At 67.8% G+C, this 22,898-nt stretch carries 20 protein-coding genes and 1 pseudogene; 10 read left to right on the plus strand and 11 right to left on the minus strand.

What is annotated here, in order from left to right; all coding sequences use genetic code 11:
- Positions 1-59 precede the first annotated feature (59 nt).
- Complete coding sequence (locus Q664_RS16920) at positions 60-695, plus strand: Hsp20/alpha crystallin family protein (RefSeq protein WP_043395931.1); 636 nt, start codon at positions 60-62, stop codon at positions 693-695.
- Positions 696-703: 8 nt separating this feature from the next.
- Here the strand turns inward: Q664_RS16920 and Q664_RS16925 are convergent, their stop codons facing one another.
- Genes Q664_RS16925 through Q664_RS16935 form a run of 3 tightly spaced genes read right to left on the minus strand, consistent with a single transcriptional unit; the run spans position 704 to position 2,934 of the window.
- Complete coding sequence (locus Q664_RS16925) at positions 704-1,174, minus strand: hypothetical protein (RefSeq protein ID WP_043395933.1); 471 nt, start codon at positions 1,172-1,174, stop codon at positions 704-706.
- Positions 1,171-2,595: a DUF2380 domain-containing protein gene (locus tag Q664_RS16930; RefSeq protein ID WP_075207454.1), complete on the minus strand. Its 1,425-nt coding sequence runs from the start codon at positions 2,593-2,595 to the stop codon at positions 1,171-1,173. The genes Q664_RS16925 and Q664_RS16930 overlap by 4 nt, the downstream gene beginning before the upstream one ends.
- A 60-nt stretch (positions 2,596-2,655) precedes the next feature.
- On the minus strand, positions 2,656-2,934 hold the full coding sequence (locus Q664_RS16935) for a hypothetical protein (protein ID WP_043395936.1): 279 nt from the start codon (positions 2,932-2,934) through the stop codon (positions 2,656-2,658).
- A 192-nt stretch (positions 2,935-3,126) separates the two neighbouring features.
- Between Q664_RS16935 and Q664_RS16940 the strand changes: the two genes are divergently transcribed.
- Complete coding sequence (locus Q664_RS16940; RefSeq protein ID WP_084610016.1) at positions 3,127-4,467, plus strand: M14 family metallopeptidase; 1,341 nt, start codon at positions 3,127-3,129, stop codon at positions 4,465-4,467.
- Between the two features lie 59 nt (positions 4,468-4,526).
- Here the strand turns inward: Q664_RS16940 and Q664_RS16945 are convergent, their stop codons facing one another.
- The 6 genes from Q664_RS16945 to Q664_RS16970 form a co-directional block, all read right to left on the minus strand.
- Positions 4,527-5,828 (minus strand): carboxypeptidase-like regulatory domain-containing protein, encoded by a 1,302-nt coding sequence (locus Q664_RS16945; RefSeq protein ID WP_235216728.1) that lies wholly within the window; start codon positions 5,826-5,828, stop codon positions 4,527-4,529.
- Between the two features lie 195 nt (positions 5,829-6,023).
- Entirely contained in the window at positions 6,024-7,580 is a 1,557-nt protein-coding gene (locus Q664_RS16950; protein ID WP_043395942.1) for a hypothetical protein, read from the minus strand.
- 11 nt (positions 7,581-7,591) lie between these two features.
- Positions 7,592-8,251, minus strand: coding sequence for a hypothetical protein (locus tag Q664_RS16955; protein WP_043395945.1), 660 nt, complete (start codon positions 8,249-8,251; stop codon positions 7,592-7,594).
- On the minus strand, positions 8,241-9,662 hold the full coding sequence (locus tag Q664_RS16960; protein WP_043395948.1) for a hypothetical protein: 1,422 nt from the start codon (positions 9,660-9,662) through the stop codon (positions 8,241-8,243). The genes Q664_RS16955 and Q664_RS16960 overlap by 11 nt, the downstream gene beginning before the upstream one ends.
- 220 nt (positions 9,663-9,882) lie before the next feature.
- On the minus strand, positions 9,883-10,497 hold the full coding sequence (locus Q664_RS16965) for a PH domain-containing protein (protein ID WP_043395951.1): 615 nt from the start codon (positions 10,495-10,497) through the stop codon (positions 9,883-9,885).
- Between the two features lie 502 nt (positions 10,498-10,999).
- Positions 11,000-12,439, minus strand: a complete 1,440-nt coding sequence (locus Q664_RS16970) for a hypothetical protein (protein ID WP_043395955.1) — start codon at positions 12,437-12,439, stop codon at positions 11,000-11,002.
- Positions 12,440-12,609: 170 nt separating this feature from the next.
- On the opposite strand from Q664_RS16970, the gene Q664_RS16975 reads away from it, so the two are divergent.
- A complete protein-coding gene (locus tag Q664_RS16975) occupies positions 12,610-13,362 on the plus strand; it encodes a class I SAM-dependent methyltransferase (RefSeq protein ID WP_043395958.1) in 753 nt (250 codons plus the stop codon).
- A gap of 11 nt (positions 13,363-13,373) precedes the next feature.
- Here the strand turns inward: Q664_RS16975 and Q664_RS62660 are convergent, their stop codons facing one another.
- Together Q664_RS62660 and Q664_RS62665 are read right to left on the minus strand one after the other, a co-directional pair.
- Positions 13,374-14,447: an MBL fold metallo-hydrolase gene (locus tag Q664_RS62660; RefSeq protein WP_043396316.1), complete on the minus strand. Its 1,074-nt coding sequence runs from the start codon at positions 14,445-14,447 to the stop codon at positions 13,374-13,376.
- Positions 14,448-14,732: 285 nt separating this feature from the next.
- Positions 14,733-15,080: pseudogene (locus Q664_RS62665) on the minus strand (alcohol dehydrogenase catalytic domain-containing protein); the annotation flags it as partial.
- Between the two features lie 73 nt (positions 15,081-15,153).
- On the opposite strand from Q664_RS62665, the gene ruvB reads away from it, so the two are divergent.
- The 7 genes from ruvB (at position 15,154) to Q664_RS17015 (ending at position 22,892) form a co-directional block, all read left to right on the plus strand.
- On the plus strand, positions 15,154-16,194 hold the full coding sequence (gene ruvB, locus Q664_RS16985) for a Holliday junction branch migration DNA helicase RuvB (protein ID WP_043395961.1): 1,041 nt from the start codon (positions 15,154-15,156) through the stop codon (positions 16,192-16,194).
- Positions 16,195-16,226: 32 nt separating this feature from the next.
- Positions 16,227-17,681, plus strand: coding sequence for a hypothetical protein (locus tag Q664_RS16990; RefSeq protein WP_043396318.1), 1,455 nt, complete (start codon positions 16,227-16,229; stop codon positions 17,679-17,681).
- A 419-nt stretch (positions 17,682-18,100) separates the two neighbouring features.
- The gene (gene lpxC / locus Q664_RS16995) at positions 18,101-19,030 is read left to right on the plus strand and encodes a UDP-3-O-acyl-N-acetylglucosamine deacetylase (RefSeq protein ID WP_043395963.1); all 930 of its coding nucleotides are present in this window, start codon (positions 18,101-18,103) and stop codon (positions 19,028-19,030) included.
- A 74-nt stretch (positions 19,031-19,104) separates the two neighbouring features.
- Positions 19,105-20,190, plus strand: coding sequence for a thioredoxin domain-containing protein (locus Q664_RS17000; RefSeq protein ID WP_043395967.1), 1,086 nt, complete (start codon positions 19,105-19,107; stop codon positions 20,188-20,190).
- Positions 20,191-20,204: 14 nt separating this feature from the next.
- Positions 20,205-21,470 carry a DUF4388 domain-containing protein gene (locus Q664_RS17005; RefSeq protein WP_043395970.1) on the plus strand — a complete coding sequence of 422 codons (1,266 nt, stop codon included), beginning with the start codon at positions 20,205-20,207 and terminating at the stop codon, positions 21,468-21,470.
- The gene (gene pyrF / locus Q664_RS17010; RefSeq protein WP_043395973.1) at positions 21,467-22,192 is read left to right on the plus strand and encodes an orotidine-5'-phosphate decarboxylase; all 726 of its coding nucleotides are present in this window, start codon (positions 21,467-21,469) and stop codon (positions 22,190-22,192) included. The genes Q664_RS17005 and pyrF overlap by 4 nt, the downstream gene beginning before the upstream one ends.
- A gap of 91 nt (positions 22,193-22,283) precedes the next feature.
- Positions 22,284-22,892, plus strand: coding sequence for a hypothetical protein (locus Q664_RS17015; protein ID WP_043395978.1), 609 nt, complete (start codon positions 22,284-22,286; stop codon positions 22,890-22,892).
- Positions 22,893-22,898 lie beyond the last annotated feature (6 nt).

Raw genomic sequence — 22,898 nt, forward strand, 5'->3', positions numbered from 1 at the left:
AACGCGAGTCTGTCCGGGGCCAGATACGGACCAGGGTGTACTGCCAGGAGGGCTCTGGGATGTCCGGTGCTTCGCGGTGGTGGGAGAGCGCGCGGGAGTGGGTGGGGAAGTTGCCTTCGGGTCTGTCCGGCCAGGTGACGGTGGACGTGGCCCGGAAGCGGTTGCGGTTGTCGCACGCCCGGGTGGAGGCGCTGGCGCGCAGGGCGCTGAAGGACGTGAAGGCGCTCTCGGTGGGCGAGTGGGCGTACGGGCCTCGGACCTATGACGTGAGGCTGGAGGTCTCCGGCTGGAAGCTGCGCGTGGAGGTGACCCCCGAGCGGCTGGAGCTCGCCTCGGGCCGCTACCACCTGACGCTGCTCACGCCGGGCCGGGTGGACCTGGAGGAGTCCCGGGCGGCCTCGGTGCTGGTGCAGGGCGTGTTGCGCGTGGGCGGAGGCAAGGCCGCGCTGCGCACCGTGCTGGATCAGGTGATGCCCGAGGGGCTGAGCTGGGACGGGCAGCGCTTCCGGGTGTCCGGGGCGCTGCCGAAGGAGGGGGCGGTGCCGGCGCGGCTCTTCGAGTCCTCCTCGCTGGCGGTGAACGCCGAGCACGACGTCGAGGGCGTGTGGCTGTCGGCCGAGGCGTGGCCCGGGCTGGTGGACCTGATGCAGGCCGCGCTCAGCGTGGACCTGCCGCGCAAGCCGCCGGGAACCTGAGGTGATGGTCAGACTTCCTCGTCAGGCAGAAGCGAGAGAAGCAACTCGTCGTCGGGGCCGAGCGGGCGCCAGCCGGGCGGTGGTGGCGTAGCCAGGAGAGACGTCCTGACCTGTCTGGCGCGCTCCTTATGGGTTTCTGGGGTATCGGCGATCCACGAACCGAACGCCTTGGCAACCTTGAAGCGGTTGGCGTCATCCAGCACGGCTGGCCAGCCGTCGGGAAGACACTCGGACATTTCGCGCACAAGCGCATCGCGCACAAAACGTGTGACCTGCTTGCGCTGCTCTGCTTCGGAGAGCAGCCCATTCAAGACCTGCACGCCGACGACATCATCCGGACCCAGTTCCTCGGCCAGCGCCACCAGCGAGGCGGTGGGGCGAGCATTCGCGAAGGCGGTGAGCGAATCGTAGCCGCGCTCGCGGACTCGCTCGTATAGGCGGACCCTCCAGTTGCCCCGCCAAGCCTGTCCGCCGCTCATTGCCCTCTCCATCGAGTGAACTCCATCGGGATACCATAGCGCTCCATGCGATACGCGACGATGTCCAGTACCTCGTTTCGCATCAACATCCGGCCGGCTGTTATCTCGGCTTCGTACAGCGCCTCCATGATCATCCGGTTCCACTCACCGGGCCATATGCGCCCCAGCCTCCAGTCGCCTCCACCGTGAATGGCCTCGTGGTGCGCCCGCTCCAGCCTGACGCAGAACTCGTCGATGTCCATCTCGCCGGTGAAGCCGCGCTTCTCGAACCACTCGCGGAACTCTTTCGGCATGACGTGGTGCCGCGGTGGCTCGGCCATGCCGGCCCCCGCTTTGCCCGTCACGTGCATGCCCCGCACCTCGGGGCTGTCGCCCAGCGCCTCGCGCACGCCCCTGGGAAGCTCTCCGTGCGCCTCGGCCATCATCACCTGGCCGGCCTGAATCCGAACGGCGGCGCTGACGGCGGGTACGGAGAGGACGCCTGCCCGCACCAACTGACGCATCATCTCCACCCACTCGGCGGAGACGACCATCCGCGTGCCCATCATCATGCCGTTGGCGCCCACCGAGAAGCTCATGCCGAGCGTGGCGGGACCGGCTCGCGGCAGCAGCCGGGGCAGGGAGACACTCAGTGCCGACAGCAGGGTGAGCGCCTCCATGGCCTCCTTCAATGCCAGCGCCTTCTGGAGGACTTCCGCCCCCTTGCGTATGGCCTCACGGAGTACGGAGAACTCGCCGGTGAGATGGCCTAACAGGGCGGGGACGTCTTGCGCCGCTGCCTCCACCTGCTGTGGCTCCAACGAGGAGAGCGCCGTCATGGCGGGCTCGAGCATCTTCTGGACGCGGTCCATGTTCATGAACAGCGTCTCCACGCCCTGGAAGTGCCGGGAGAGCGCGGTGTCGGTGAGGTTGAGGAAGTCAAACCACACGGCCAGTAGGAGGGAGCCCATCATGGCTGCCTCCAATCGTGGGCCTGCGAGGCGCAGCAGGGCGAGCTGCGTGTCCGGGTCCTCGACCTCCGAGGCGGCGATGGCCAGCCGGGTGGCGGCGGCGAGCTCGGCGTCAATCCATCGCTGTTGACGTTCGCCGTAGTCGACGTAGCGGACGAAGATGTCGTTGCCCGCGTTGGCGATGCCCGGGACGCTGGCCTTGAGCCTGGAGAGTTCGCTGGAGACGTGGCGCGAGGAGGTGGACACCTCGTTCACGGCACCGAGAAACGCCACGTGGGCCGCGAGGGTGCTCGACCTCGCATCCCTTTCAACCCTGCCAGGGCCCACCGCACGCCCCGTGGCCTCACGCGGCGTGTAATGCAGGCTCATCCCCCGGCCGGGTGGTGGCCCCAGTGACGCACATGCGTTGGACAACAGGGCCAGGACGAGCAACAGCCCCGTTCCCCTTGCCCCTGGCGAGTTGGCGCGCATTGCCCATCCCAGGCCCACGGAAGCGAGTGGGTCAGCCCCGCTCCCGTATTGGACGGGGGCTCAGAAGCCCACGACGGTGATGCAGTCGTCCAGGCACTGCTTCATGGTCTCGGAGCAGGTCCGGCCCTTGACGCACTGCGAGCACTCCTGCGCCTGGGCCGAGAAGTCCTTGTCCTTCTTGACCTTCTGCTCGCACGTCTCCGTGCACTTCGCCACGTCGAGGCCGGAGGACACGCACTCCTGCTTCTTCTCACACGAGACGCGACACTCGCTCTTGCAACCGGCCAGGGTCATCGCCAGTCCCAGGGCCGCCACTGCCATCACAATCCGGTTCTTCATGGGCTCCTCCGATGCGGCGCATCATGCACGGGAGATGGCGCCGTGCGAAGAAACTGTGGGTCCCAGCTCAGGGCCCCTTCGCATGGCGCACCAGCCGGAACCGCGGCGCAAGGTGGTGAGGAACAGGGCCAGGCCGGCGAGCCGTCGTGAGTGCATGAGCCTCTCTTCGATTACAGTCCGGCGGCGCACACCATGACGACCGCCCTCCTGCTCTCTGCCCTGCTCGCAACCCTTCCGGCCAGCTCTCATTCCACCGCCGCGGTCCCGGGACCCCAGGCGCTCACGAAGTCGTGGGAGCAGGTTCACTCCAAGGACCTTCCGCTGCCGCCACTGGTGCGGCACTCCCACGTGGAGAAGCACCTGAAGCGTCTGCGGGAGAAGTCCCCCGACCTCTTCCAGCTCGAGGTGGTGGGCCAGTCGGTGGAGGGGCGCGCCCTCTACCATCTCTCGCTGGGCACGGGTCCCCGGCATGTCCTGCTCTGGTCCCAGATGCACGGAGACGAGCCGACCGCCACCACGGCCCTGCTCGACTTCCTCGAGTACCTCCGGACGCACCGTCAGGAGCCCTGGGTCGCGCGAATCCTCTCCGAGCTCACCCTCCACGCCGTGCCGATGCTCAACCCCGATGGCGCCGAGCGCTACCAGCGCCGCAATGCCCAGGGCATCGACATCAACCGGGATGCGCTCGCCCTGCAGACGCCCGAGGCGCGGACCCTCAAGGCGCTCCGGGACAGGCTCCAGCCCTTCATCGGCTTCAACCTGCACAACCAGAGCTGGCGCTACGGGGTGGGCAATACGGGCCGTCCGGCCTCCATTTCGCTGCTCGCGGCGGCCTTCGACGAGCCCCGGAGCGACAACCCGGGCCGGGTGCTGGCCAAGAAGGTGTGCGCGGTGATTCGCGATGCGCTGGAGCCGATCGCGCCCGGACAGGTGGGCCGCTACGACGACTCCTTCGAGGTGCGTGCCTTCGGCGACAACATGACGCGCTGGGGCACACCCTCCGTCCTCATCGAGACGGGACCGTGGCCCTCGCGCGCTCCGGATGCGCCCCTGGTCCAGCTCAACTTCGTCGCGCTCGCCACGGCGCTGGATGCACTCGCGAGCGGGAGGGCCGAGAAGGCGGAGGTGGCGCGCTACGAGTCCATTCCGGAGAACGACACCTCGGGCATCGTCTACCTCATGCTCAAGGGCGTGGGCCTGTTCGGCGCGGATGGAAAGCCCTTCACCGCGGACGTGGGCATCTCCGCCACGCGCGCGGTGCGCGACCAGGGCCAGGGGCCCGCGCTCGCCCTGGTGGGCAAGGTGGACGAGCTGGGCGATCTGCGCGTCCTGGGAGCCTTGGAGACCGTGGACGGAAGCGGGCTGTTCGCCGTGCCACTGTCCGCCACGGCGAAGGAGGGCGACACCCTCCAGCTGGCCCAACCGAAGCAACACACCGTCCAGACCGGTCAGCCCGCGGAGCTGATGCTGCTCAAGCCCCTGGAGAAGCCCTCCACCTATCGCATCGAGCGCATCATCCGCTTCGAGCGCTGAGGCTGGAGGCACGGCGTGCGCTCGGTTCGCGCACGCCGCGGGGCTCTATGTGAGCGGCCTTACGGGTGCGTCGAGATGTAGATGTGCGAGCTGCACGTGTGATCGCCGTTGAACACGTCGTTGAAATCGATCGGGTTGCCGCTCGGGTCCTTCGGATAGCCCGGCGCGGAAGCGGGCGCGCCCGAGTTGTACTGGATGGCGTTACCCGTGACCGTGAATGGCCCCGGGAGCGCGCTCAGGGACAGGTTGGCGGCGCAATAAGCGGGGGCTCCCGTCGGGAACGTCACCGCCAGCTGCAGGGGGGCATTCGAGGGGAGGTTGTATTGCGCGATGTACGTCGCGCTGGAGCGCACGGTCCCGTTGCTCGTCCAAACCGCACCGCCCATGGACGTCTGCGAGAGGCTCAGGGTGAGCCCGGGCTCGGTGCTCGCGCCAAACGGGTTGTAGCAATTCAGGGGGATGCTGACGAACTCGATGATGGAGCAGGACGGGTTGACCTTCTCGATGTCGGTGTTCCAGGTGCCCAGGCCATCCGCGGGATCGATGGTGCCGCCCTGGCGCACGCCCGTGAGCTGGAACGTCGTGGCCGTGGTGGAGAACTGGCGGCTGGTGCTCTGCTCGATCCACAGACCCGTGGACGGGTTGAACCGCCACATCACGGTCCGGCAGCTCCCGTTGAGCACGCAGGCCGGCATGGTGCCGCCGAGGGCGGCGGGCACGGGCAGGCGCACGTTCATCGAGGCCCCGGGGGCCAGCGCGAGCGTGTTGCCCAGGCCATCCACGGCCGACAGCGTCACCGCGCCCACGGTCTCGAGCGCCACCGTCTGGCCGGCCGCGTTGCGCGCGGTGAAGTCACCGGGCATGGTGTCCGGGCCGTGCGGCACGATGGAGAACAACACGCTGCCCGAGGGCAGCCCGCCCGTCGCGGTGCGCAGGGTGTTCGCGAGCACGTCCACGCGAATGCCGGAGGCCGGGTCCTGAACGACGGTGTTGGCCGTGGGGCTGATCTGCTTCGTGAAGGCATTGCGGAGCACGTGCACCTGGCTGAGCTGGCTCGACATCTGGAGCTTGTTCACCGGGCCGTAGCCATCCTTGCGGATGTCGAGCACGTAACCCGTCTGCGCCTCCGTCACCGAGAGGGAGTACGCCCCCGCGCTGTTGGTGAGGCGGGTGATGCCATTCACCGTCACGCGGGCGCTGGCAATCGGCCGGTTGTTGGCATCGACGACCGTGCCCGAGAAGACCGCGGACAGCGCGGCGGAGCTGGCCTGGAGCTCCTCGGCGGGAAGGGGCTCGGTGCCGCCCTCGCCACAAGCGAGGCCGAACAGGACGGGGAGCATCAGGAGTGAAGAGCGCTTCATGATGGAGTTCTCCGGGGGTGGAGGCGGCGGGAGTTGCACGGTGCGTACCAGAGCCGTCTTCGCTGTCTTCTCGGAGAGGGTGGCCACTCCGTGTTTCCCCGTACTGTCGACGGTGGAGCAACAGGGAGGGCAGTCGAGTGTGGCCTGCGGAGTTATCGGGACCCCGTAAGACTCCGGGGTCCCGGGTAGAGCGGCTCAGGTGCGCACGAAGGCGCTCGCGTCGGGGAGCCCGCTGCCCGAGGTGTCGACGCCCAGGGCGGTGAGGATTCCCGAGAAGATGTCCGGCTCGTTCGTCGTCATCTTGCCGGGCTCGGGCGCTCCGGTGTGCGGGTCGAAGCCGTAGGTCAGCCCGGTGAGCGGGTCCATGCCTCCCAACACCGTGTTGCCCTTCAGCATCGGGGAGAGCATCAGGAAGCCGTTGTTGAGGTCATGCCCGGAGCTGAACTCCACGGCGTCGTTGGGCCGATTGCGCGTCCGGCCGAACTCGGTCGCCACGTAGATCAACGTGCGGTCCCACATGCTCTCGCCGCTCGTCTCATCGAAGGGCTCCGCCTTGAGCAGCTCGATGAGCTTGTCCACCACGCCCATCACCCGCGACCACATGAAGGCCTGGCCGGAGCGGTGCTCGGTGTGGCTGAAGTCGAAGGCCAGGGGCGGGCTGGCGATGGGCTGCTCGCGCGTGTTGCCCACCGCCACGTTGAAGGACGGGCCCAGCGTCACCGTCACCGATACCCGGTACTTGAGCAGCAGGAAGGCCAGGGCCGCCTGGCTCTGCACGGGATCGGTCATGTAGTCCGGGAAGAGCGCGCGCAGCCGATCCCCATCGGGGGAGCTGGACAGGCCGTACTCGGAGAGCGGAATCGTGGGCGGCTGGTTGGGCAGCACGTTGAGGCGGTTGATGAGGTCCCTCGCCTCCAGCGCGGGCTGCCCCACGATGCGCTGCTCGTTCCAGCGCTGGAGCGCCGGCGCGTTCTCGAAGGTCTTCCCGAAGACGGACCGCGAGTCGAGCGTGTTGCGCGTGCGCCGGGCCAGCTCCACCACGTCGCGCGGGGGCGCGTCCTTGAGGCCCTTGCTGCCATCGAGCCCCAGTGGCCAGAGCGAGGCGTTGCTCACCACCTCGCCGTAGCAGTACGAGGGCAGCGAGTGGTCGGTTCCGCGCTCGGAGTAGCCCCCCATGGCCATGTTGACGTTGGGGATGGGGACGCCCGCGCCGTACTGGAGGGCCACGCACTCCTGCAGCGTCCGGCCGCGCCAGGCGGCGTTGCCGGTGATGCTGCGCTTCTGCGCGATGACGTGGTTCACCGAGGTGCCCACCGAGGTGGCCACCAGCATGGAGTCCTTGTGCTTGAGCACGAAGGGGAGCTGATCCGTGTTCACCGCCTGGGGGATGTTGCCCAGCCGGGGGCTGCTCACCTTCACGGCGCGGAACGGGGAGCCGTCCACGCCCTGCACCTGCGCGTCGGCGAAGGTGTTGAGCTTGGAGGCGTTGGCGCCGGCCTCCGAGGCACGCACCGCCAGGAAGCTGTCGACGATGGAGGCGCCACCAGCGGCACCCACCACGATGAGGAAGCGGGGCTTGCCATCGAGGCGAGCGCGGCGCGTGCCGCCGAGGCGCTCGAGGGACTCGGGGGTCTGCAGCGAATCACGGCATCCCGTCAGCAGGGAGCCCAGGGTCGTGGAGCCCGCGGCGCACAGAGACAGCGCCTTCAACATCTCCCGGCGCGAGAGCCGGCCATTGTTGCGGAGTGACATGGCGTTTCCCTTTAGAAGAAGACGGACTCGGCGGAAGAGAGGACGGCGAAGCAGGCGGCCTTCATCCAGTCGCGGCCGGGCGCGGTGCTGCCCGAGGACTCGATGTCGGTGGCCAGTTGCACCAACGTGCCCACCTCGGCCTCCGTGGGATCTCTCAGCAGGGCGCGCTGGTAGAGCGCGGTGATGGCGTTCTTCACCGGCTCGCCCTCGCGGTTCGCCAGGCGGCCCTGGGCGTCGAGCCCGATGCCTCCGAAGATGACGGCCGTGGAGGGCGTGGTGGTGTCGAGCGTGACGCGCTGCCCACAGGCCGCCAGCGCCACGCGATCGACGGCGATGGGCGTGGTGACGCCAGTGAAGGGCAGGGGCTCGTAGAAGCCGAGGCCGTAGGGCTCGACACCGCCCAGGGCCACGGTGTGCACATAGGTCGTGCAAGGGTACTGGCCCAGCTCGTTGCACACCTGCTCGACGGGCAGGGAGAGCGCCGTGGCGAAGTCGAGCGCCAGCCGCTCCGGGCCCTTGAAGCGCAGGTTGTTGCGCGAGGAGCGCGTCACCTCCGTGGGAGTCCCCGAGTCCGGCGTGCCAGCGTCCGGCACGGAAGGGGTGGGGGACGGGCAGGCGGTGAGGGTGCAGGCGGCGGACAGGAGCAACACGCGAAGAGAATCAGGGCGCACCGTAGGCCTCCGTGCGGATCAGATCGTGAAGCATGCGCTGCACGCGGTACCCGTGCGTGCCCTTGAAGCGCTGCCAGGTGGAGACGAACTCGGCCTGCTCCTCGGGCTTCGGGGCGTGGCCGATGAGCAGCTTCCAGTAGTCGGTGACGGTGGCGATGGCGAAGGCGTCGCTGTTGGCGCCCACCTGCGCCCACTCCACCAGGTCCGCCACCGGCTTGCCGAAGAGGTAACCGGCCTCGGGCGTCTGGGTGATGTCCGGCGCGACGTCACTGAAATACGTCTCGAGGCGGCTGGGAATGTAGCGGGCCGAGGTATTGCGGGCCGTGAGGGAGAGGCCCTGGTAGTTGCGGAAGGGGTAGCTCAGCGGGTCGAGCGTCGCGTGGCAGGCGGCGCAGGTGGGCGCCGTCACACCCTTGGCGTCGTAGTCGCGGGGCTCGCCGGGGATGCTGTAGAGGCCCTCCTGTTTGGCGATGTCGAGGCCCAGGTACGCGCGGTAGGCCTGTGACGCGGCGTTGCGGGGCAGGGCGGTGAACATCACGAAGTAGATGAGGCTCCACGAGGAGGTGATGTTGCCCGCGCGGTGCGCCTCGTCGACGAACTGCGTCGGCAGCGTCGTCGCGACCGAGTAGCGCGTGGGGTTGGTGTCCCGGCGCACGAAGTACTTCGCCGTCAGCACCTCGCGAGCGTCGTGGTCGTCGAGCTGCGACCAGGCGAAGAGGTTGTAGTCGTCATAGTAGTCGGCGAGCGGAATGGCGCCCTTGTCCTCGCCGGCCTTGAGCGAGCCCACCGGACGGATTTTCGGGTGCGCCAGCTTCCACAGCTGCCCGTTCTTGCCGCGCCAGAACTCGCTGGTGGTGCAGCGGTCGAGCTCGGCGTCGAGCCGCGAGCGTTGCTCATCGGCGCTCAACGCGGCGAACTCCTTGAGCTGCGCATAGGTGGGGGATTGTCCGCAGAAGTCGAGCAGCACGCGCCGGTAGGCGAAGCGTGTGTCATAGCGGCACACGTCGTACTGGGGGTTGTGGGGACTGGTGCCCGCCACGCAGCCGCCCGTCTCCACGGGCACGCTGTTGGGATCGGCCGGCTGGGTGCCGCGCTGGTGCTCCACGAGGTTCGACACGCCGTCGCCGTCCGCGTCCTGGGCCTCGACGGCCCTCAGGGCGGTGGGAAGTGCGTACATGAAATCCGCATCGGACAGCGGGCGTGGCGCACCGGGAGCCAGCTGGGCCTCGAGTGCGGTGCCGAAGGCGTTACGCTGCGGCGGCGCGACGTGACAGTAGGTACAGGCCGGCTGCTGCCCGGTGCACGTGGGCGCCGTGGGGTAGGTGGCGCAGAACACATTGCCCGCGGGTGGTTTGGCCAACGCCTCCCCCGACAGACATAGGGCGGCCCCCAGAATGAGTCGTCGAAGCACCTGACCTCCTTGTGATGGGATTGCTCAAGACAGACAGGAATACCTGAAAATCCTTGAGCTGGAAAGCCTCGTCAGCGTGCGCTCAAGAGCGCACATGCCCACCATGCGGACAGCCAGGCCGCGCCTTGCTTTTTGAGAAAAACGGCTTCCGAGGGTTCAGAAATTACAGACAAGAAGGCGGGCAGCCCACCTGGAGCCGCCCGCCTCGGATTCTACCTGCTCACGCCTTGATGTACCGCTCGAACACGGAGCCGAAATCCTTCACCCAGTACTTCTGCTGGGCGCCGGTGAGCCAGGCGAAGGCGGCCTGGTTGAGCTCCTTGAAGGACTCCACGATGGGCGTGGAACCCGCCTGGCCGCGGCCGAGGGTGGTGGAGGCGACATCGATGCTGGTCTTGGCGTGGCCGAGCGCGATCTCGTTCTCGTGCATCATCTCGGAGATGCGGAACAGGGCCTTGTAGAGGTCCTTGACCTGCTCGAGGTGCTTCTTGTGCACGTCGATCGAGAAGTCATTGCCGCCCAGGCGGAACTTGATCTCCACGTCCATGTCGATGTTGCCCGCGGTCTCGAGCAGCACGTGGGAGATCGGGTTGCTGCCGTAGCTGTAGCGGCGCAGCATGCGCTTCTTGCTGGTGGCACTGGTACCGTCGAGGTGGATGAGTGCCTTGTTGGTGAAACAGTACTCGTCCGACTTGGACTTGATCAGGAAGTAGATCTTCTCCTGGTCCTCGTGCATCACGTAGTCGTCGGCGTCCACCTTGTCGTAGTCGGCCGGGGCGATGACCGAGCCGATGTCACTGAGTCCGAGGGCATCGGCGGCGATTTTTCCGAACATCTTCATCCTCCTGGGGAAGGTGCTGCGGTGAGGGGTCGTGACGTGGCCTTGCGGCGCGGCGCCAACATAGCCGAGGGGTGCGTGTCGGGTCCACGACATGCTGGCCAACGCCCGAGGGAAATCCCTCTCGCGGATGCAATGCATTGGGTTGCTCACCGGCCAGGGCGTGGGTCCATCATCGAGCATATGTGATTGTGGCGGACCCGTCTCGCATCCTCCGTCCGCAGCGCAGCCCCAACAAGGAGGAATGTATGTCATCTCAGCCAGCCGCTTCGCCAGCTACTCGAAGGGGTTGCCGCACGACGGGCTCGGGGATGTCGATACGCTCGAGTACGACAAACAACCCGAGGCCCGTGGCACCCTCACCCCGTCCCTCTCCCGGAGGGCGAGGGGTTGTGACGCGGTGGGAATGAGAGTGACTCGGATGGGGCCTCGGGCGGAAGTAATCCCGGGGGAGCCAGGACGAGCGGTGAGCGTCTCGTCCTCGCGTGTGCTCAGCGTGTTACGGGTCGTCGAACAACTGCACCCAGCGTCCGTCGAATCCACCGTTCGAGGGCAGATACCACTGTCCGGGCAGCCAGAAGCCCGCCTCCACCCCTTCGGTCGAGTCGAGCTGACCGGAGTGGACGAAGTAGTCGTGCTGCCACCAGTAGGCGGAGGGCGAGCCGGTATAGCCACTCGCACTCGCGCGCGTCTGTCCGCGGGAGTCCACCACCGTGCTGGCCCATGCGTTGTCATGGAAGGCGCCAGAGCCCCCGCCACCCCAATCCGAGGCATCGGCATTGAGCTCATAGGTGCCGTAGAACCACTTCTTCGCGATATATCCTTCGCGATCGTCCTCGTTCTCGATGTCCCGGGTCTTGGCGTAGAAGCGCTGCATGCCCGTGCCGACCTCGGCCAGCCCGAACTCATTGAGGATCGGGCTCTCCAACAGGAAGTCCTGCTGGGCCGCGGTCAGCCAGTGCGTCTGATAGCCGCCGTATTGCCAATGCGTCGGCAGGATGTCCGCCAGGTCCTGGAGCTCGTAGGAGATTCGCTTCACGTTCGGCCAGGTGACGGTCTTGCCATTGTCATAGCGGCTCGCGAGCTGATCCGCCGTGGCATAGGTGAGCACCTTCGCGTTGAACGCCGAGACCGCTCCAGCCGAGCCCTGTGGCACGAACACGTAATGCACGTTCTTCCTGCCGTCATCGTTGTTCAAATCGAGCTCGGCATTGGAGCCCGCCATCCGGCCCGCGATCCAGGAATACGGATCGACCACGAATCGCAATTCCTGTCCGTGGGCCGCCGCCAGCTTGTCGGACCACTCGGCCTGCCAGATCATCAGGTGCTTGCCGGTCGAGGTCTCCATGAAGTTGAGCTGGGGGCTGCCCTGGTGCCGGATGACGTTCCGCTTGTGCTGGGTCACCACGGCATACGCGACGGACTCACCACTGCCCGGTGAGCCGGTCACGTTCTTGATGAGCATCTCCACGCGCTCCCAGTCATGCAACTGGTAGTCGCCCGCGGCGTTCTTATCGAGCGCATGGTAGATGTGATAGATCAGGACGAGGTTCTTCCCTCCATCCATGAACTCGATGAGCGAGGTGTAGAGCGTTGGACGGATGCGCCAGCTCTCATAGCTGCTCGGCCCGTTGCGCGAAGCATCGACGTAGGCGTTGATGTTCTTCCAGTTGCGCTTGTTGTTCGAGAAGTCGTTGTCCTGGTCGAAGTTGAAGTGGGTGATCCAGTCCCGGCCATGGTCGCCATCATTGGCGTTGGCGCGCTTGAACACGATCGGGGCGTAGTAGTGGAGGTAGGATTGCCGCTGGGCCTTGGTCAGCGTCCATGTCTGGGCATGAGCGGTGGCTGGCCAATGCAGGCACGCGAGTGCGATGGCGAGCGCGCCAAGAAGGCTGAATCCTCGCGGTAACCGGGATTGCCTGATGGAGGTAGGGGGCATGGCGGGGCAGCGAACCACGGCCTTTTCGCCAGCGTCAAGCCGCAAAACAGGTAATGGTTGCTATCCTGAAAAGCCCATCGAAAGCCGCCTTGGAAACAGTGTGCTCTCGATTTATTCGAGCAGCATAGGGCAACGCATCGACGATGCCAGGACGGGAAGCGGAGGAGTTCATGGAGTCCAAGCGTGACCAGTACGAAGGAGTCGCGGACAGTTACGATCAGACGTTCAAGCTGCTGCCGTATCGCGAGCACATCGAAGCCTTCTCGCTCTACCGGGTGCTGGGCGAGCTGAGTGGTCTCTCGGTGCTCGATCTGGCCTGTGGGACTGGCATCTTTACCCGGGTCATCCGCAAGTGGGGGGCGGCGCGCGTGGTGGGCGTCGATCTCTCCGAGGACATGGTGCGGGTCGCCCGCTCTCACGAGGCAGCCAGTCCCCTTGGCATCCAATACGCGGTGGGGGACGCGGTCTCGCTCGGGGGCCTGGGGCAGTTCGACTGCGCCGTCGCCATCTATCTCCTGGGCTACATGCGGTCGCGCGAGGAACTGGTCCAGACGGGCAGGGGCATCGCGCGCAACCTCAAGCCGGGTGGCCGCTTCCTCACGTACTTCGTCAACCCGGGGCTCTCGCGCACGCCGGGCTACTACCGCAAGTACGGCATCGACTTCTTCGTGCCCGAGAACGTGAAGGATGGCGAGCTGATGCACTTCACGCTCACCCTGGGCGATACCGTCACGCCGAAGCTGTCCAACACCTACTGGCGCCTGGAGACCGTCGGCTCCGCATTCGAGGAGGCCGGCTTCACCCAGGTGCGCTGGCTCCAGCCGGAACTGTCCGAGCAGGGACGCGCCAGATATGGCAGCGCGTTCTGGGAGGACTACCTCCGCCACCTGCCCGGCATCTTCCTCGACTGCCGGAAGGGCTGAGTGAGGTGGACTCAGGCCGCGCGGCGGGCGGCGGCCGTGGGGCGGATGTCCCCGTGGTTCGGCGCGGGCAGGGTGATGGTCGGCGACAGGCCCGGCGCCACCAGCGAGCCCGTCAGCAGCGACGACGGGTGGAAGTTCACGAACGCCGCTTCCACTCGCGACGGACCCGCGAACACCTTCTCCACCACCATCGACGAGTACTGCTCCAGCGAGCTCTCCCGGGTGTTGCCGTTGAGCACCACCTCCCAGCCCATCTGCTCGGCGAAGGCGCGTACTCCCGGAATCCTCGACTGCAGCGGCGTGTAGCTCTCCGAGGCCACCCCGTTCTCGCTCACCACGAACACCTCCCGGTCCGTGGCCACCGCCAGTGACATGTTCCCCATCGTGTGCCCCGGCGTGGACAGGATCGCCGCGCCCCGGCCCAGCCACGTGTCCCCGTCCAGCAGCACCACGCGCTCTTGCGGCACCCCGTCCGTCCCTCCTGGCACGTACCAGACCTTCTCCAACGGGTGCAGGTTCTTCACCGACTCCCATTCGGCCCGCTGCACCAGCAGCTTCGCCCTCGGGAAGTACGCCGGCTCCCCATCCCCGCCCAGCCACCGCCGCACGTCCTGCACGTGCAGGTGATCGAACGCGATGTAGTCCACGTCCTCCGGCTTCAGCCCCAGCGCCGTCAGGTGGCTCTGCACCGTCCCGTGCCGCCGCGTCATCATCTTGTCCGAGACGAAGTCACCGTACTTCTCGCGCAGCGACTTGAAGAAGGGCGCTTCCTGGCCGCGCTCGTAGTCGCTCGGGTTGAAGAGCAGGGTGCGCGTCGTCCCGTCCTCCAGGTACTGCACCACCTGCATCCGGTTCGTCATCATCACGTAGGGCGCCGGTGACAGCGCCCCTCCGCTGAAGGCGAACAGGGACGGGTAGGGGAACGTCACCAGGTCGCACGTGGCCACCGCCGCCACCGGGCCGCCGGCCGTGAAGGCGTCTCGCGCCTCCTGCGCCGCCCGGCGGAGCTTCTGCAGGCGCACGCCGGACACCCGTTCGGCACGGGCCTCGTTGAGGAAGGGGAGGGGACGGAAGGACGTATTCATGGGTTCACCGTGAGCTCGAAAACGGTCTTCACTGACTGATGGCGGGCGCGGAACAGATTGGCCTCGATGGCCTCCTGTGTAACGCGCGAGCGGAAAGGTATGTGTCACCAGCATGCTCGGGTCCGGGCCTTCCCGGCGGGCGAGCAACTCCAACACCACGTCGAAGGTGTGCTGGCGAACGCCCCGGAAGCTCTCCGGCCCGTACACGTAGGAGGCACGGCGGTTGGATGCCCCGCAGCGGCAGGGCAGCAGCGGATTCACCGCCACCTTCTGCCCCACCTCCACGCCGCGCGCCTGGGGCCCCAGCTCCGTCACCTCGGCGAGTACCTCGTGCCCCAGCACCGCCGGAAAGCTGTTGAAGGGCTCCATCTGGGGGCTCATCTTGAAGAAGATCGTCCCCATGTCCGAGCCGCACAGCCCCGTCAGCAGGGGCCGCAGCCGCACCCAGTCCGGTCCAGGCAGGGTGGGGGAGGCCAGCTCCCGCAGGGAGAGACAGCTCCCACGCCCGTAGTGCAGCTTCGGGTACATCCCCCCCACCCCCTTGGCGAGGACGTACCGGGGGATGGAGAGGTCGAAGACGAGTCCCTTCACGGGGCAAGCTCCCTGGGCAGGCGGGCTGACGGCGGGGGGCATGGAGTCTAGCCCCACGAGAGGAGCCGCGACACCGGGGCCGTTCTGGTAGGGTGACGGCAGAGGAATGAGGGGTATGGCGAAGGCGAAGCGGAAATCCGACGACACACTCTCCGAGGAGGCGCTCACCGACGAGGTCCGCGTCGAGGCCTCCCTGCGCCCGCGCTCGTTCGACGAGTACGTGGGCCAGAGTGCCGTCGTCGAGAAGCTCAAGGTGTACGTCCAGGCCGCCAGGAGCCGGGGCGAGGCGCTCGATCACTGCCTCTTCTCCGGGCCTCCCGGTCTGGGCAAGACGTCGCTGGCCTACATCATGGCCAACGAGCTGGGCGTGGGCATCCATGTCACCAGTGGCCCCGCGCTCGAGCGCAAGGGGGACCTGGCCGGCCTGCTCACCAACCTCAACGAGCGCGACATCCTCTTCATCGACGAGGTCCACCGCCTCAACGCCGCCATCGAGGAGTACCTCTACCCGGCCATGGAGGACTTCCGGCTGGACATCACCATCGACACCGGGCCCGCCGCCCGGGCGATGAAGATCGACCTGCCGCCCTTCACCCTCATCGGCGCCACCACCCGCACGGGCCTCCTCACCTCGCCGCTGCGCGACCGCTTCCAGATTCAAGAGCGGCTCGAGTACTACGAGCCCAAGCACCTGGAGCAGATCCTCAACCGCTCGGCGCGCATCCTCGGGGTGAAGCTGGACCGGGATGGCTCGCGGGAGATCGCCACCCGCGCCCGCGGCACGCCCCGTATCGCCAACCGGTTGTTGCGCCGCCTGCGCGACTTCGCCCAGGTCGAGGGCGATGGCAGCATCACCCAGGAGCTGGCCTCCACCGCGCTCACCCGCCTGGGCGTGGACGCCTCCGGCCTGGACGCGATGGACCGTAAAATCCTCCTCACCATCCTCGAGAAGTTCGGCGGGGGCCCGGTGGGCGTGGAGACCATCGCCGCCGCCGTGGGCGAGCAGCGCGATACCATCGAGGACGTGTACGAGCCCTTCCTCCTCCAGGAAGGCTTCCTCCAGCGCACGCCGCGGGGCCGCACGGCCACGCACCATGCGTACAGTTATTTCAACAAGAAGGTGCCCACTTCCGGTGGGCAGGGGTCCCTCTGGTGAGCACCACCGCCACCGCCGTCCCGGCTCCTTCCATGTCTCGCGTTCCCCGTGATTTCTACGAGGAGCTCGTCCGCGCCTCGCAGGGCAACCGCGCCGGCTTCCTCTCCGAGCGCGAGCGCTGGCTGCGCGCCCTGCCCGTGGAGGCCCGCGAGGAGCTCCTCTTCGAGTTCGAGATGCTCCTGCGCGGCGTGGAGCGCTACGTCCACCTCTACGACAACGGCGTCCTCGATCCCCAGGACAAGCCGCTCGTCACCCGCGACTTCCGCGAGGAGCTCAAGGACGTCCGCGCCACCCTGAGCCAGGCCATCCGCCTCGCCCGGCACCTGTTGGATCCGGACTCGGACCAGAAGCTCCAGTTCCGCCGCTACGTCGAGACGCAGCTCGCCGACGACAACATGCGCCGCTCGCGCATCGAAGGCGAGCTGGACCAGGAGACGCCCCAGGAGAGTCTCTTCGTCCTGCGCCAGTCCTTCGAGTCGCTGCGCAACCTCATCGATCACCTGCTGCAGCTGCCGGTGTGCGGGTTGAGCCTCTTCAACGACGTGGGCAACCTCGTCCTGCGGGAGATCGTCCTCAACCGCTACTTCCGGCCCTTCCGGCTCACCGAGTTCCGTCTGGAGTATGACCGGCTGCGCTCGGTGCGCCTGCTGTCGCTGCTCGCCACGGTGCCTCCGGAGACGCGGCCCCTCTTCACCACCGCCTACCTGGGCCTGTTCCGCCTGCTGCACTACCTGGCCTACGTGAGCCAGGACGCGCAGGGCCCCATTCCCCGCCGCGTGCGCGTGCTGCTCGCGCTGGTGCGCAGCGAGGCGCTCGGGCTCGCGGGCTACCTGAAGAACGAGCTGGCCCCCAGGGCCGGCCCCAAGCCCCTCCAGGCCACGTGCCTGCGCGCCGCCCGCGACATCGCCCGAGAGACGGAGCGCATCGCCCGGGACGTGCTCGTCGAGTTGGACCGCGATCGCGCCGCCGCCGCCCGCGCCTCCTACTCCTTCACCCAGCTCTTCCAGACCCAGGTGGTGGCCCTCACCGAGGCGCTCTCCCCCGGCTCCGCCAGTGGCGAGGCCCCCTTCGAGCAGCTCTCCTCGTCCATGGAGGCCGCCGAGCGTCTGCGCAAGGACTTGTGGGTCTTCGCCCAGTTGTGCCGCTCCGCCGAGGGGCACCTGCGCAACGACGACGTCCCCGCCGCCGAGGCCGTCATCTCCAGCATCGTGGCCTTCCTCGGTTACTTCCAGGACGGCAGCTACCAGTTGCTGCGCTACGTGGACTACGAGGCCTTCGATCGCTTCAGCGCGCTCCTCACCGAGCTGCCCTGGCCACCCGAGGGGCCCGCCGTCCGTACGCGCCTCATCGAGGATCTGCGTGGTTTCTCCATGGTGCTGGAGAACACCTTCGCCGCCGTCAGCCGCCGCGCCCAGCTCCGGGGTTTCAACTTCGACCGGGCCGATGCCGAGCTGCTCCGGGATCGCTTCCTCGCGGCGACCCGGTGACGCCGTTGTCGTGAATCCGTCACCGTAAGTGCGCCTTCTGTCACGGATTCGTTCGTCAACCGTTTGATTCCAGGCAGCCGCTTGCGTTATTGGGACGCGTCAATGATGCGCCATGACGGGGTGCGGCGTGTGGAAGTTCTGACACATTTGTCACGGTGACGGGGTAGGTGCACAGCGAGTCGAGGGGGGACGGGGGACCGGTGGCTTGGCTCTCCCAAGCAAACCAGCCAGAAACTCCAGTGGATTCCAATACTTGGGGAGCCGAGAGCACCCCATGGGTTGTCCTCGGGAGCATGGCTTCAGTGGCGTGTGGTTTGCATCGATACGCGGCGCGTCAGATGGGCAGTGAACATTGACGGGCCCATCCCCGGGAGGGGAGGGCGAGCAGCACCCGCATCGATTCAGAGGCGACACCGAACATGGCTTACACCTCGTACAACCAGCGCACCCTTTCGCACCCCGTCCGTTGCCAGGGCGTAGGGCTCCACTCCGGCGCGCCGGTGAACCTCTCGCTGCTGCCGGCGCCGGTGAACCACGGCATCGTCTTCGTTCGTACGGACACGCCGCGTCCGGTCTCCATCCCCGCCCTCACCGAGTACGTGGTGGACACGTCGCTGGCCACCACCCTGGGCAAGGACGGCGTGAAGGTGAGCACGGTGGAGCACCTGATGTCGGCGCTGGCCGGCATGGGGCTGGACAACGTGCGCGTGGAGCTGGACGGGCCCGAGGTGCCCATCATGGACGGCAGCGCCGCTCCCTTCGCCGCGCTGATCGCCGAGGCCGGCCTGCGCGAGCAGGAGGAGCCCCGCCGTGTGCTCGTCATCAAGAAGACGGTCTCCGTGACGGACGGGGACAAGGAGGCGAGCTTCTCGCCCGCCAACCGCTTCCGCATCTCCTGCACCGTCGACTTCAAGCACCCGCTCATCACCGGGCAGTCCTTTGATCTGGAGTTCTCCGATCGCTGCTTCCACCGGGAGATCTCCCGCGCGCGCACCTTCGGCTTCCTCCGGGACGTGGAGATGCTCAAGAAGATGGGCCTGGCCCGCGGCGGCTCGCTGGAGAACGCCATCGTCGTGGACGAGTTCTCCATCCTCAACCCGGACGGCCTGCGCTTCCCGGACGAGTTCGTGCGCCACAAGATCCTGGACGCCGTGGGAGACATCTCCCTCTTCGGCCGCCCGGTGATTGGCCACCTGAAGGCCTTCAAGACGGGCCATGCGCTCAACCAGAAGCTGGTGAAGGCCGTCCTGTCGGACCCCTCCAGCTACGAGATCGTCCCGGCCCGCAAGCACCTGGAATTGCCCGAGCTGCGCCTGCCGGAGATCAGCCTCGAGCCGCTGGTCGCCTGACAAAACGCGGCCCCTGGAGGGCATGAGAAATTTCTTTGCGAGTGCGGGGTTTTCTCGACTAAGGACCCGTACCCATGCTCATGCGCTCCACTTCCACTCTTCTGGCCGCCGTGTTGGCGGCCTCTCTCTTCTCCGGCTGCAACAAGGAGAAGGCCCCGGCCGCCGCCGCCACGGCGACCACCCCCACCCCCACCGCCGCCTCGGGCGAGCCCAGCCCGGACACGGTCGTGGCCACCTATGGTGATGGTCAGAAGATCACGTTTGGTGATCTCAATGATCGCATCAAGGACCAGCTGGCCAACCTGGACAAGCAGAAGCACCAGCTGCGCAAGCAGGGGCTGGAGGGGCTCGTGGTGGAGCGCCTGGTGCAGGCCGAGGCCAAGAAGCGCAACATGACCGAGGAGCAGCTGATCAAGGCCGAGGTCGACGACAAGATTCCGCAGCCGCCCGAGGCGGAGCTGAAGAAGATGTACGAGGAGGCCAAGGAGCGGCTGCCCCCGGGCACCACCTACGAGCAGGTGAAGCCGCAGATCGTCGACTTCCTCTCCGGCTCCAAGAAGCAGGAGCGCGCGCGTGAGTTCTTCGCCGAGCTGAAGAAGGGCGCCAACGTGCAGCTCACCCTGCCGGAGCCGCCCCGCGAGCGGAAGACGGTGGCCGCCACGGGCGCCGCGAAGGGCCCGGAGAACGCGCCCATCACCATCGTGGAGTTCAGCGACTTCCAGTGCCCGTACTGCAGCCGCGCCAACGAGTCGGTGGAGCAGGTGATGAAGGCCTATCCCAACCAGGTGCGCCTGGTGTTCCGCCACTTCCCGCTGGACTTCCACCAGCAGGCGCCCAAGGCCTCCGAGGCCGCGCTGTGCGCGCAGGACCAGGGCAAGTTCTGGGAGATGCACGACAAGCTCTTCGCCAACCAGAAGGCGCTCGAGGTGCCGGCGCTCAAGGGCTACGCCAAGGAGCTGGGCCTGGACACCGGCAAGTTCGACAAGTGCCTGGACTCGGGTGAGAAGGGCGCCATCGTCCAGGCCGACCTGGCCGAGGGCAAGAAGGTGGGCGTCAACGGCACGCCGGCCTTCTTCATCAACGGCATCCTGCTGTCCGGCGCGCAGCCCTTCGACGAGTTCAAGAGCGTCATCGACGCCGAGCTCCAGGCGAAGAAGTAGGGAGAGCCATCCGCGTGGCGCAACGTCCCAAGGCCACGCCTCGTGTCGGGTTGAGCGGTGAGCCGGGCGTGCTCGAGCTGGAGCGCCCCCTCGCCGCCAACCTGTCCCCCGGCCGTCCCCTCGTGGCGCACTTCCATGCACCCGAGGGGATGGTGCTGTTGCGGGAGCCCGCCGCGCTCACCGGCTTCTTCGCCGGCAGCCTCAGCTCCCTGTCCGTGGAAGAGGTGCTCGGTCACATCCTCTCCGGCATCCGCAGCGGCCAGCTCATCCTTCAACACGGCATGGTGCAGCGCACCGTCAGCTTCCGCGACGGGCAGCCCGTCTTCGCCGTCTCCAGCGTGCACCATGAGCGGCTCGGCGCCGTGGTGGTGCAACTGGGGCTCGTCACCCCCGAGCAGCTGCACCAGGCGCTCGGCAAGGTGACGCCCACCCTGCGCATCGGCGCGGTGCTCACCCGCGAGGGCTTCCTCTCCGAGGCCAACCTCTACAGCGCCATGACGTACCTGGTGCGCGAGGTGGTGCTCAACCTCTTCGAGATGGCCGAGGGCAGCTTCCTCTTCCTCGAGGGCCGCCCGCCCGAGGGCGACTCGGTGAAGCTCCAGGAGCGCACGCGGGACCTGGTCCTCCAGGGGATGAAGCGCGGCGAGGTGGTGGCGCGCCTGCGCAAGCACTTCCCGGACGACACCCCCGTGGTGGCCGGCCCCGAGTCTCCACCTCCCGGCGAGGAGGCCCTCTTCGCCACCGCCGCCCACGGCACCACGCTGGGCGCGCTGCGCTCCGTCTGGGAGGGCAGCCTCTACTCCTTCCTCACCTGGGTGGAGGAGCGCACGCGGGATGGGGCGCTCCTCGTCCAGCAGAAGAGCGCCATGACGCCGCCCATGCCCCGGCGCGCTTCCGGCACCTTCATGGCGGTGCCCCCGCCGCCCGTGGCGCCCCTCGGCCCCGAGGATCGCTTCAACGCGCTGCTCGCTCAAATCCACACCGCGCTGCGCCTCGCGGGCGCCAACCCGGACCTGATGAAGGGCTTCCTCGAGTCGCCCCAGCAGGGCCTGGAGTCCGCCTACGAGGGCGTGACGCTCGGCCCGGATGGCCGGGTGGACGTGGAGCGCATCCGCCAGAACGTCTCCGGGGGCGGCGAGGCCCTGGCACGCGCCATGACGCTCGAGGCGCTCGACGCCTTCGTTTCCTACGCGCTCTTCTCCGCGCGCAACGTGCTGCCGGGCGAGATGTCCGAGCGGCTCTACCGCGGCTACCGCGAACTCCAGGAGGGACTCTCGTGACGGACGTTTCCCAGGCGCGCGACAAGCTCGCACTCGCCGCGGATCTCCCGCTGGAGGACGGCCTGCGCCTCTACCAGCAGGTGGCACCCCACGTGGGCTACGCCAAGGTGGGCCTCTCGCTCTTCGTCGAGCACGGCCCAGCAGCCGTGGCCGCCTTCCAGAAGCTGGGCGCCCGGGTGTTCCTGGATCTGAAGCTGCACGACATCCCCAACACCGTGGAGCTGGCGGCCGCGCGCGCCGGGGCCCTGGGCGTGTCCCTGCTCACCGTGCACGCCGCCGGGGGCGAGGCCATGCTGAGGGCCGCCGTGAAGGGCGCTCGCGAGGGCGCCCGGGCGAAGGGCCACGAGGCGCCCCGGGTGCTCGCGGTGACGGTGCTCACCTCCATGTCCGCCGAGGACGTGACGGCGGTGGGCCTCTCCGGCGCTCCGGACGTGGCGGCGCTGCGGCTGGCGAGGTTGGCCGTGGGCGCGGGGGTGGACGGGCTGGTGTGCTCGCCCCGCGAGGCCGAGGCCTTCCGCCGCGAGCTGGGCCCCACGCCCTTCCTGTGCACGCCCGGCATCCGCCCCGCTGGTGCCGCCAGGGGAGATCAGAGCCGCGCGGAGACGCCCGCCTTCGCGGTGCGTGCGGGCGCGGATCTGCTCGTGGTGGGACGCCCCATCCACACCGCGGCGGATCCGTTGAGCGCCGCGCGTTCCATCGCCGAGGAAGTTTCCACCGTCTGACAGCGGCCCATTCGGGATTGGACAATCCCCTGGCCGCTCCTGGCCACCGTCCCCAGGTTGCTCCCAAGGCCATCCGGCCGGGGGAGAACACATGGACGCAAGGCGGTTGTTGGGGTGGGGCTTGCTCGCGCTGTGCACGGCGTGCAGCGGGGCGAAGCAGGCGGTGCGTGAGCCCTCCGGGCCGGGGACGGGTGGTTCCGGTGTGTCGGCCCAGCATCAATCCATGGACGCCGAGGACCTGGCTTCCCGGCGCTATGTGGACCAGACGATGGGCTTCGAGCTCATCCAGCCCGGCGGGACGTGGCAGTTGGATCAGACGGACGAGCAGACCCCCGAGGGGCTCGCCATCCCCGTCGTCCTGAGAGACTCCAGCAGCGGCGCGCAGGTGGTGCTGCAGGTGGCGCCCGCAGTGGCCTCGCCCGCCCAGTTCGCCGAGCGGCTGACGATGGGCCTGCGCAGCCAGCCCGGTTTCGTCACCAGCGAGCCCGAGCCGCTGCCCATGTCCGACAGCGCCGTGGGCTTCCACTTCTCCGTCGGTGACAACGTGCGGGGGCGGGTGGTGGTGCGCGACGGCGGCGCCGACCGCGTCTTCATGATGCTCGCCACCTGGCCGGCCACCGCGCCGGACGACGTGCCGCAGGTGGTGAACGCCCTCTTCGAGAGCGTCCGCCCGCTGCCCATCGCCCCCGAGCAGACCTGAGTCCGG

Origin of the sequence: Archangium violaceum Cb vi76, assembly GCF_000733295.1 — a bacterium.
GTDB lineage: Bacteria > Myxococcota > Myxococcia > Myxococcales > Myxococcaceae > Archangium > Archangium violaceum.

Bases quoted from the DNA above. Each gene is read 5' to 3' on its own strand.
- Q664_RS16920 (WP_043395931.1), top strand. From the start codon at position 60: ATGTCCGGTGCTTCGCGGTGGTGGGAGAGCGCGCGGGAGTGGGTGGGG.
- Q664_RS16925 (WP_043395933.1), bottom strand. From the start codon at position 1,174: ATGAGCGGCGGACAGGCTTGGCGGGGCAACTGGAGGGTCCGCCTATAC.
- Q664_RS16930 (WP_075207454.1), bottom strand. From the start codon at position 2,595: ATGCGCGCCAACTCGCCAGGGGCAAGGGGAACGGGGCTGTTGCTCGTC.
- Q664_RS16935 (WP_043395936.1), bottom strand. From the start codon at position 2,934: ATGAAGAACCGGATTGTGATGGCAGTGGCGGCCCTGGGACTGGCGATG.
- Q664_RS16940 (WP_084610016.1), top strand. From the start codon at position 3,127: ATGACGACCGCCCTCCTGCTCTCTGCCCTGCTCGCAACCCTTCCGGCC.
- Q664_RS16945 (WP_235216728.1), bottom strand. From the start codon at position 5,828: ATGAAGCGCTCTTCACTCCTGATGCTCCCCGTCCTGTTCGGCCTCGCT.
- Q664_RS16950 (WP_043395942.1), bottom strand. From the start codon at position 7,580: ATGTCACTCCGCAACAATGGCCGGCTCTCGCGCCGGGAGATGTTGAAG.
- Q664_RS16965 (WP_043395951.1), bottom strand. From the start codon at position 10,497: ATGTTCGGAAAAATCGCCGCCGATGCCCTCGGACTCAGTGACATCGGC.
- Q664_RS16970 (WP_043395955.1), bottom strand. From the start codon at position 12,439: ATGCCCCCTACCTCCATCAGGCAATCCCGGTTACCGCGAGGATTCAGC.
- Q664_RS16975 (WP_043395958.1), top strand. From the start codon at position 12,610: ATGGAGTCCAAGCGTGACCAGTACGAAGGAGTCGCGGACAGTTACGAT.
- Q664_RS62660 (WP_043396316.1), bottom strand. From the start codon at position 14,447: ATGAATACGTCCTTCCGTCCCCTCCCCTTCCTCAACGAGGCCCGTGCC.
- ruvB (WP_043395961.1), top strand. From the start codon at position 15,154: ATGGCGAAGGCGAAGCGGAAATCCGACGACACACTCTCCGAGGAGGCG.
- Q664_RS16990 (WP_043396318.1), top strand. From the start codon at position 16,227: ATGTCTCGCGTTCCCCGTGATTTCTACGAGGAGCTCGTCCGCGCCTCG.
- lpxC (WP_043395963.1), top strand. From the start codon at position 18,101: ATGGCTTACACCTCGTACAACCAGCGCACCCTTTCGCACCCCGTCCGT.
- Q664_RS17000 (WP_043395967.1), top strand. From the start codon at position 19,105: ATGCTCATGCGCTCCACTTCCACTCTTCTGGCCGCCGTGTTGGCGGCC.
- Q664_RS17015 (WP_043395978.1), top strand. From the start codon at position 22,284: ATGGACGCAAGGCGGTTGTTGGGGTGGGGCTTGCTCGCGCTGTGCACG.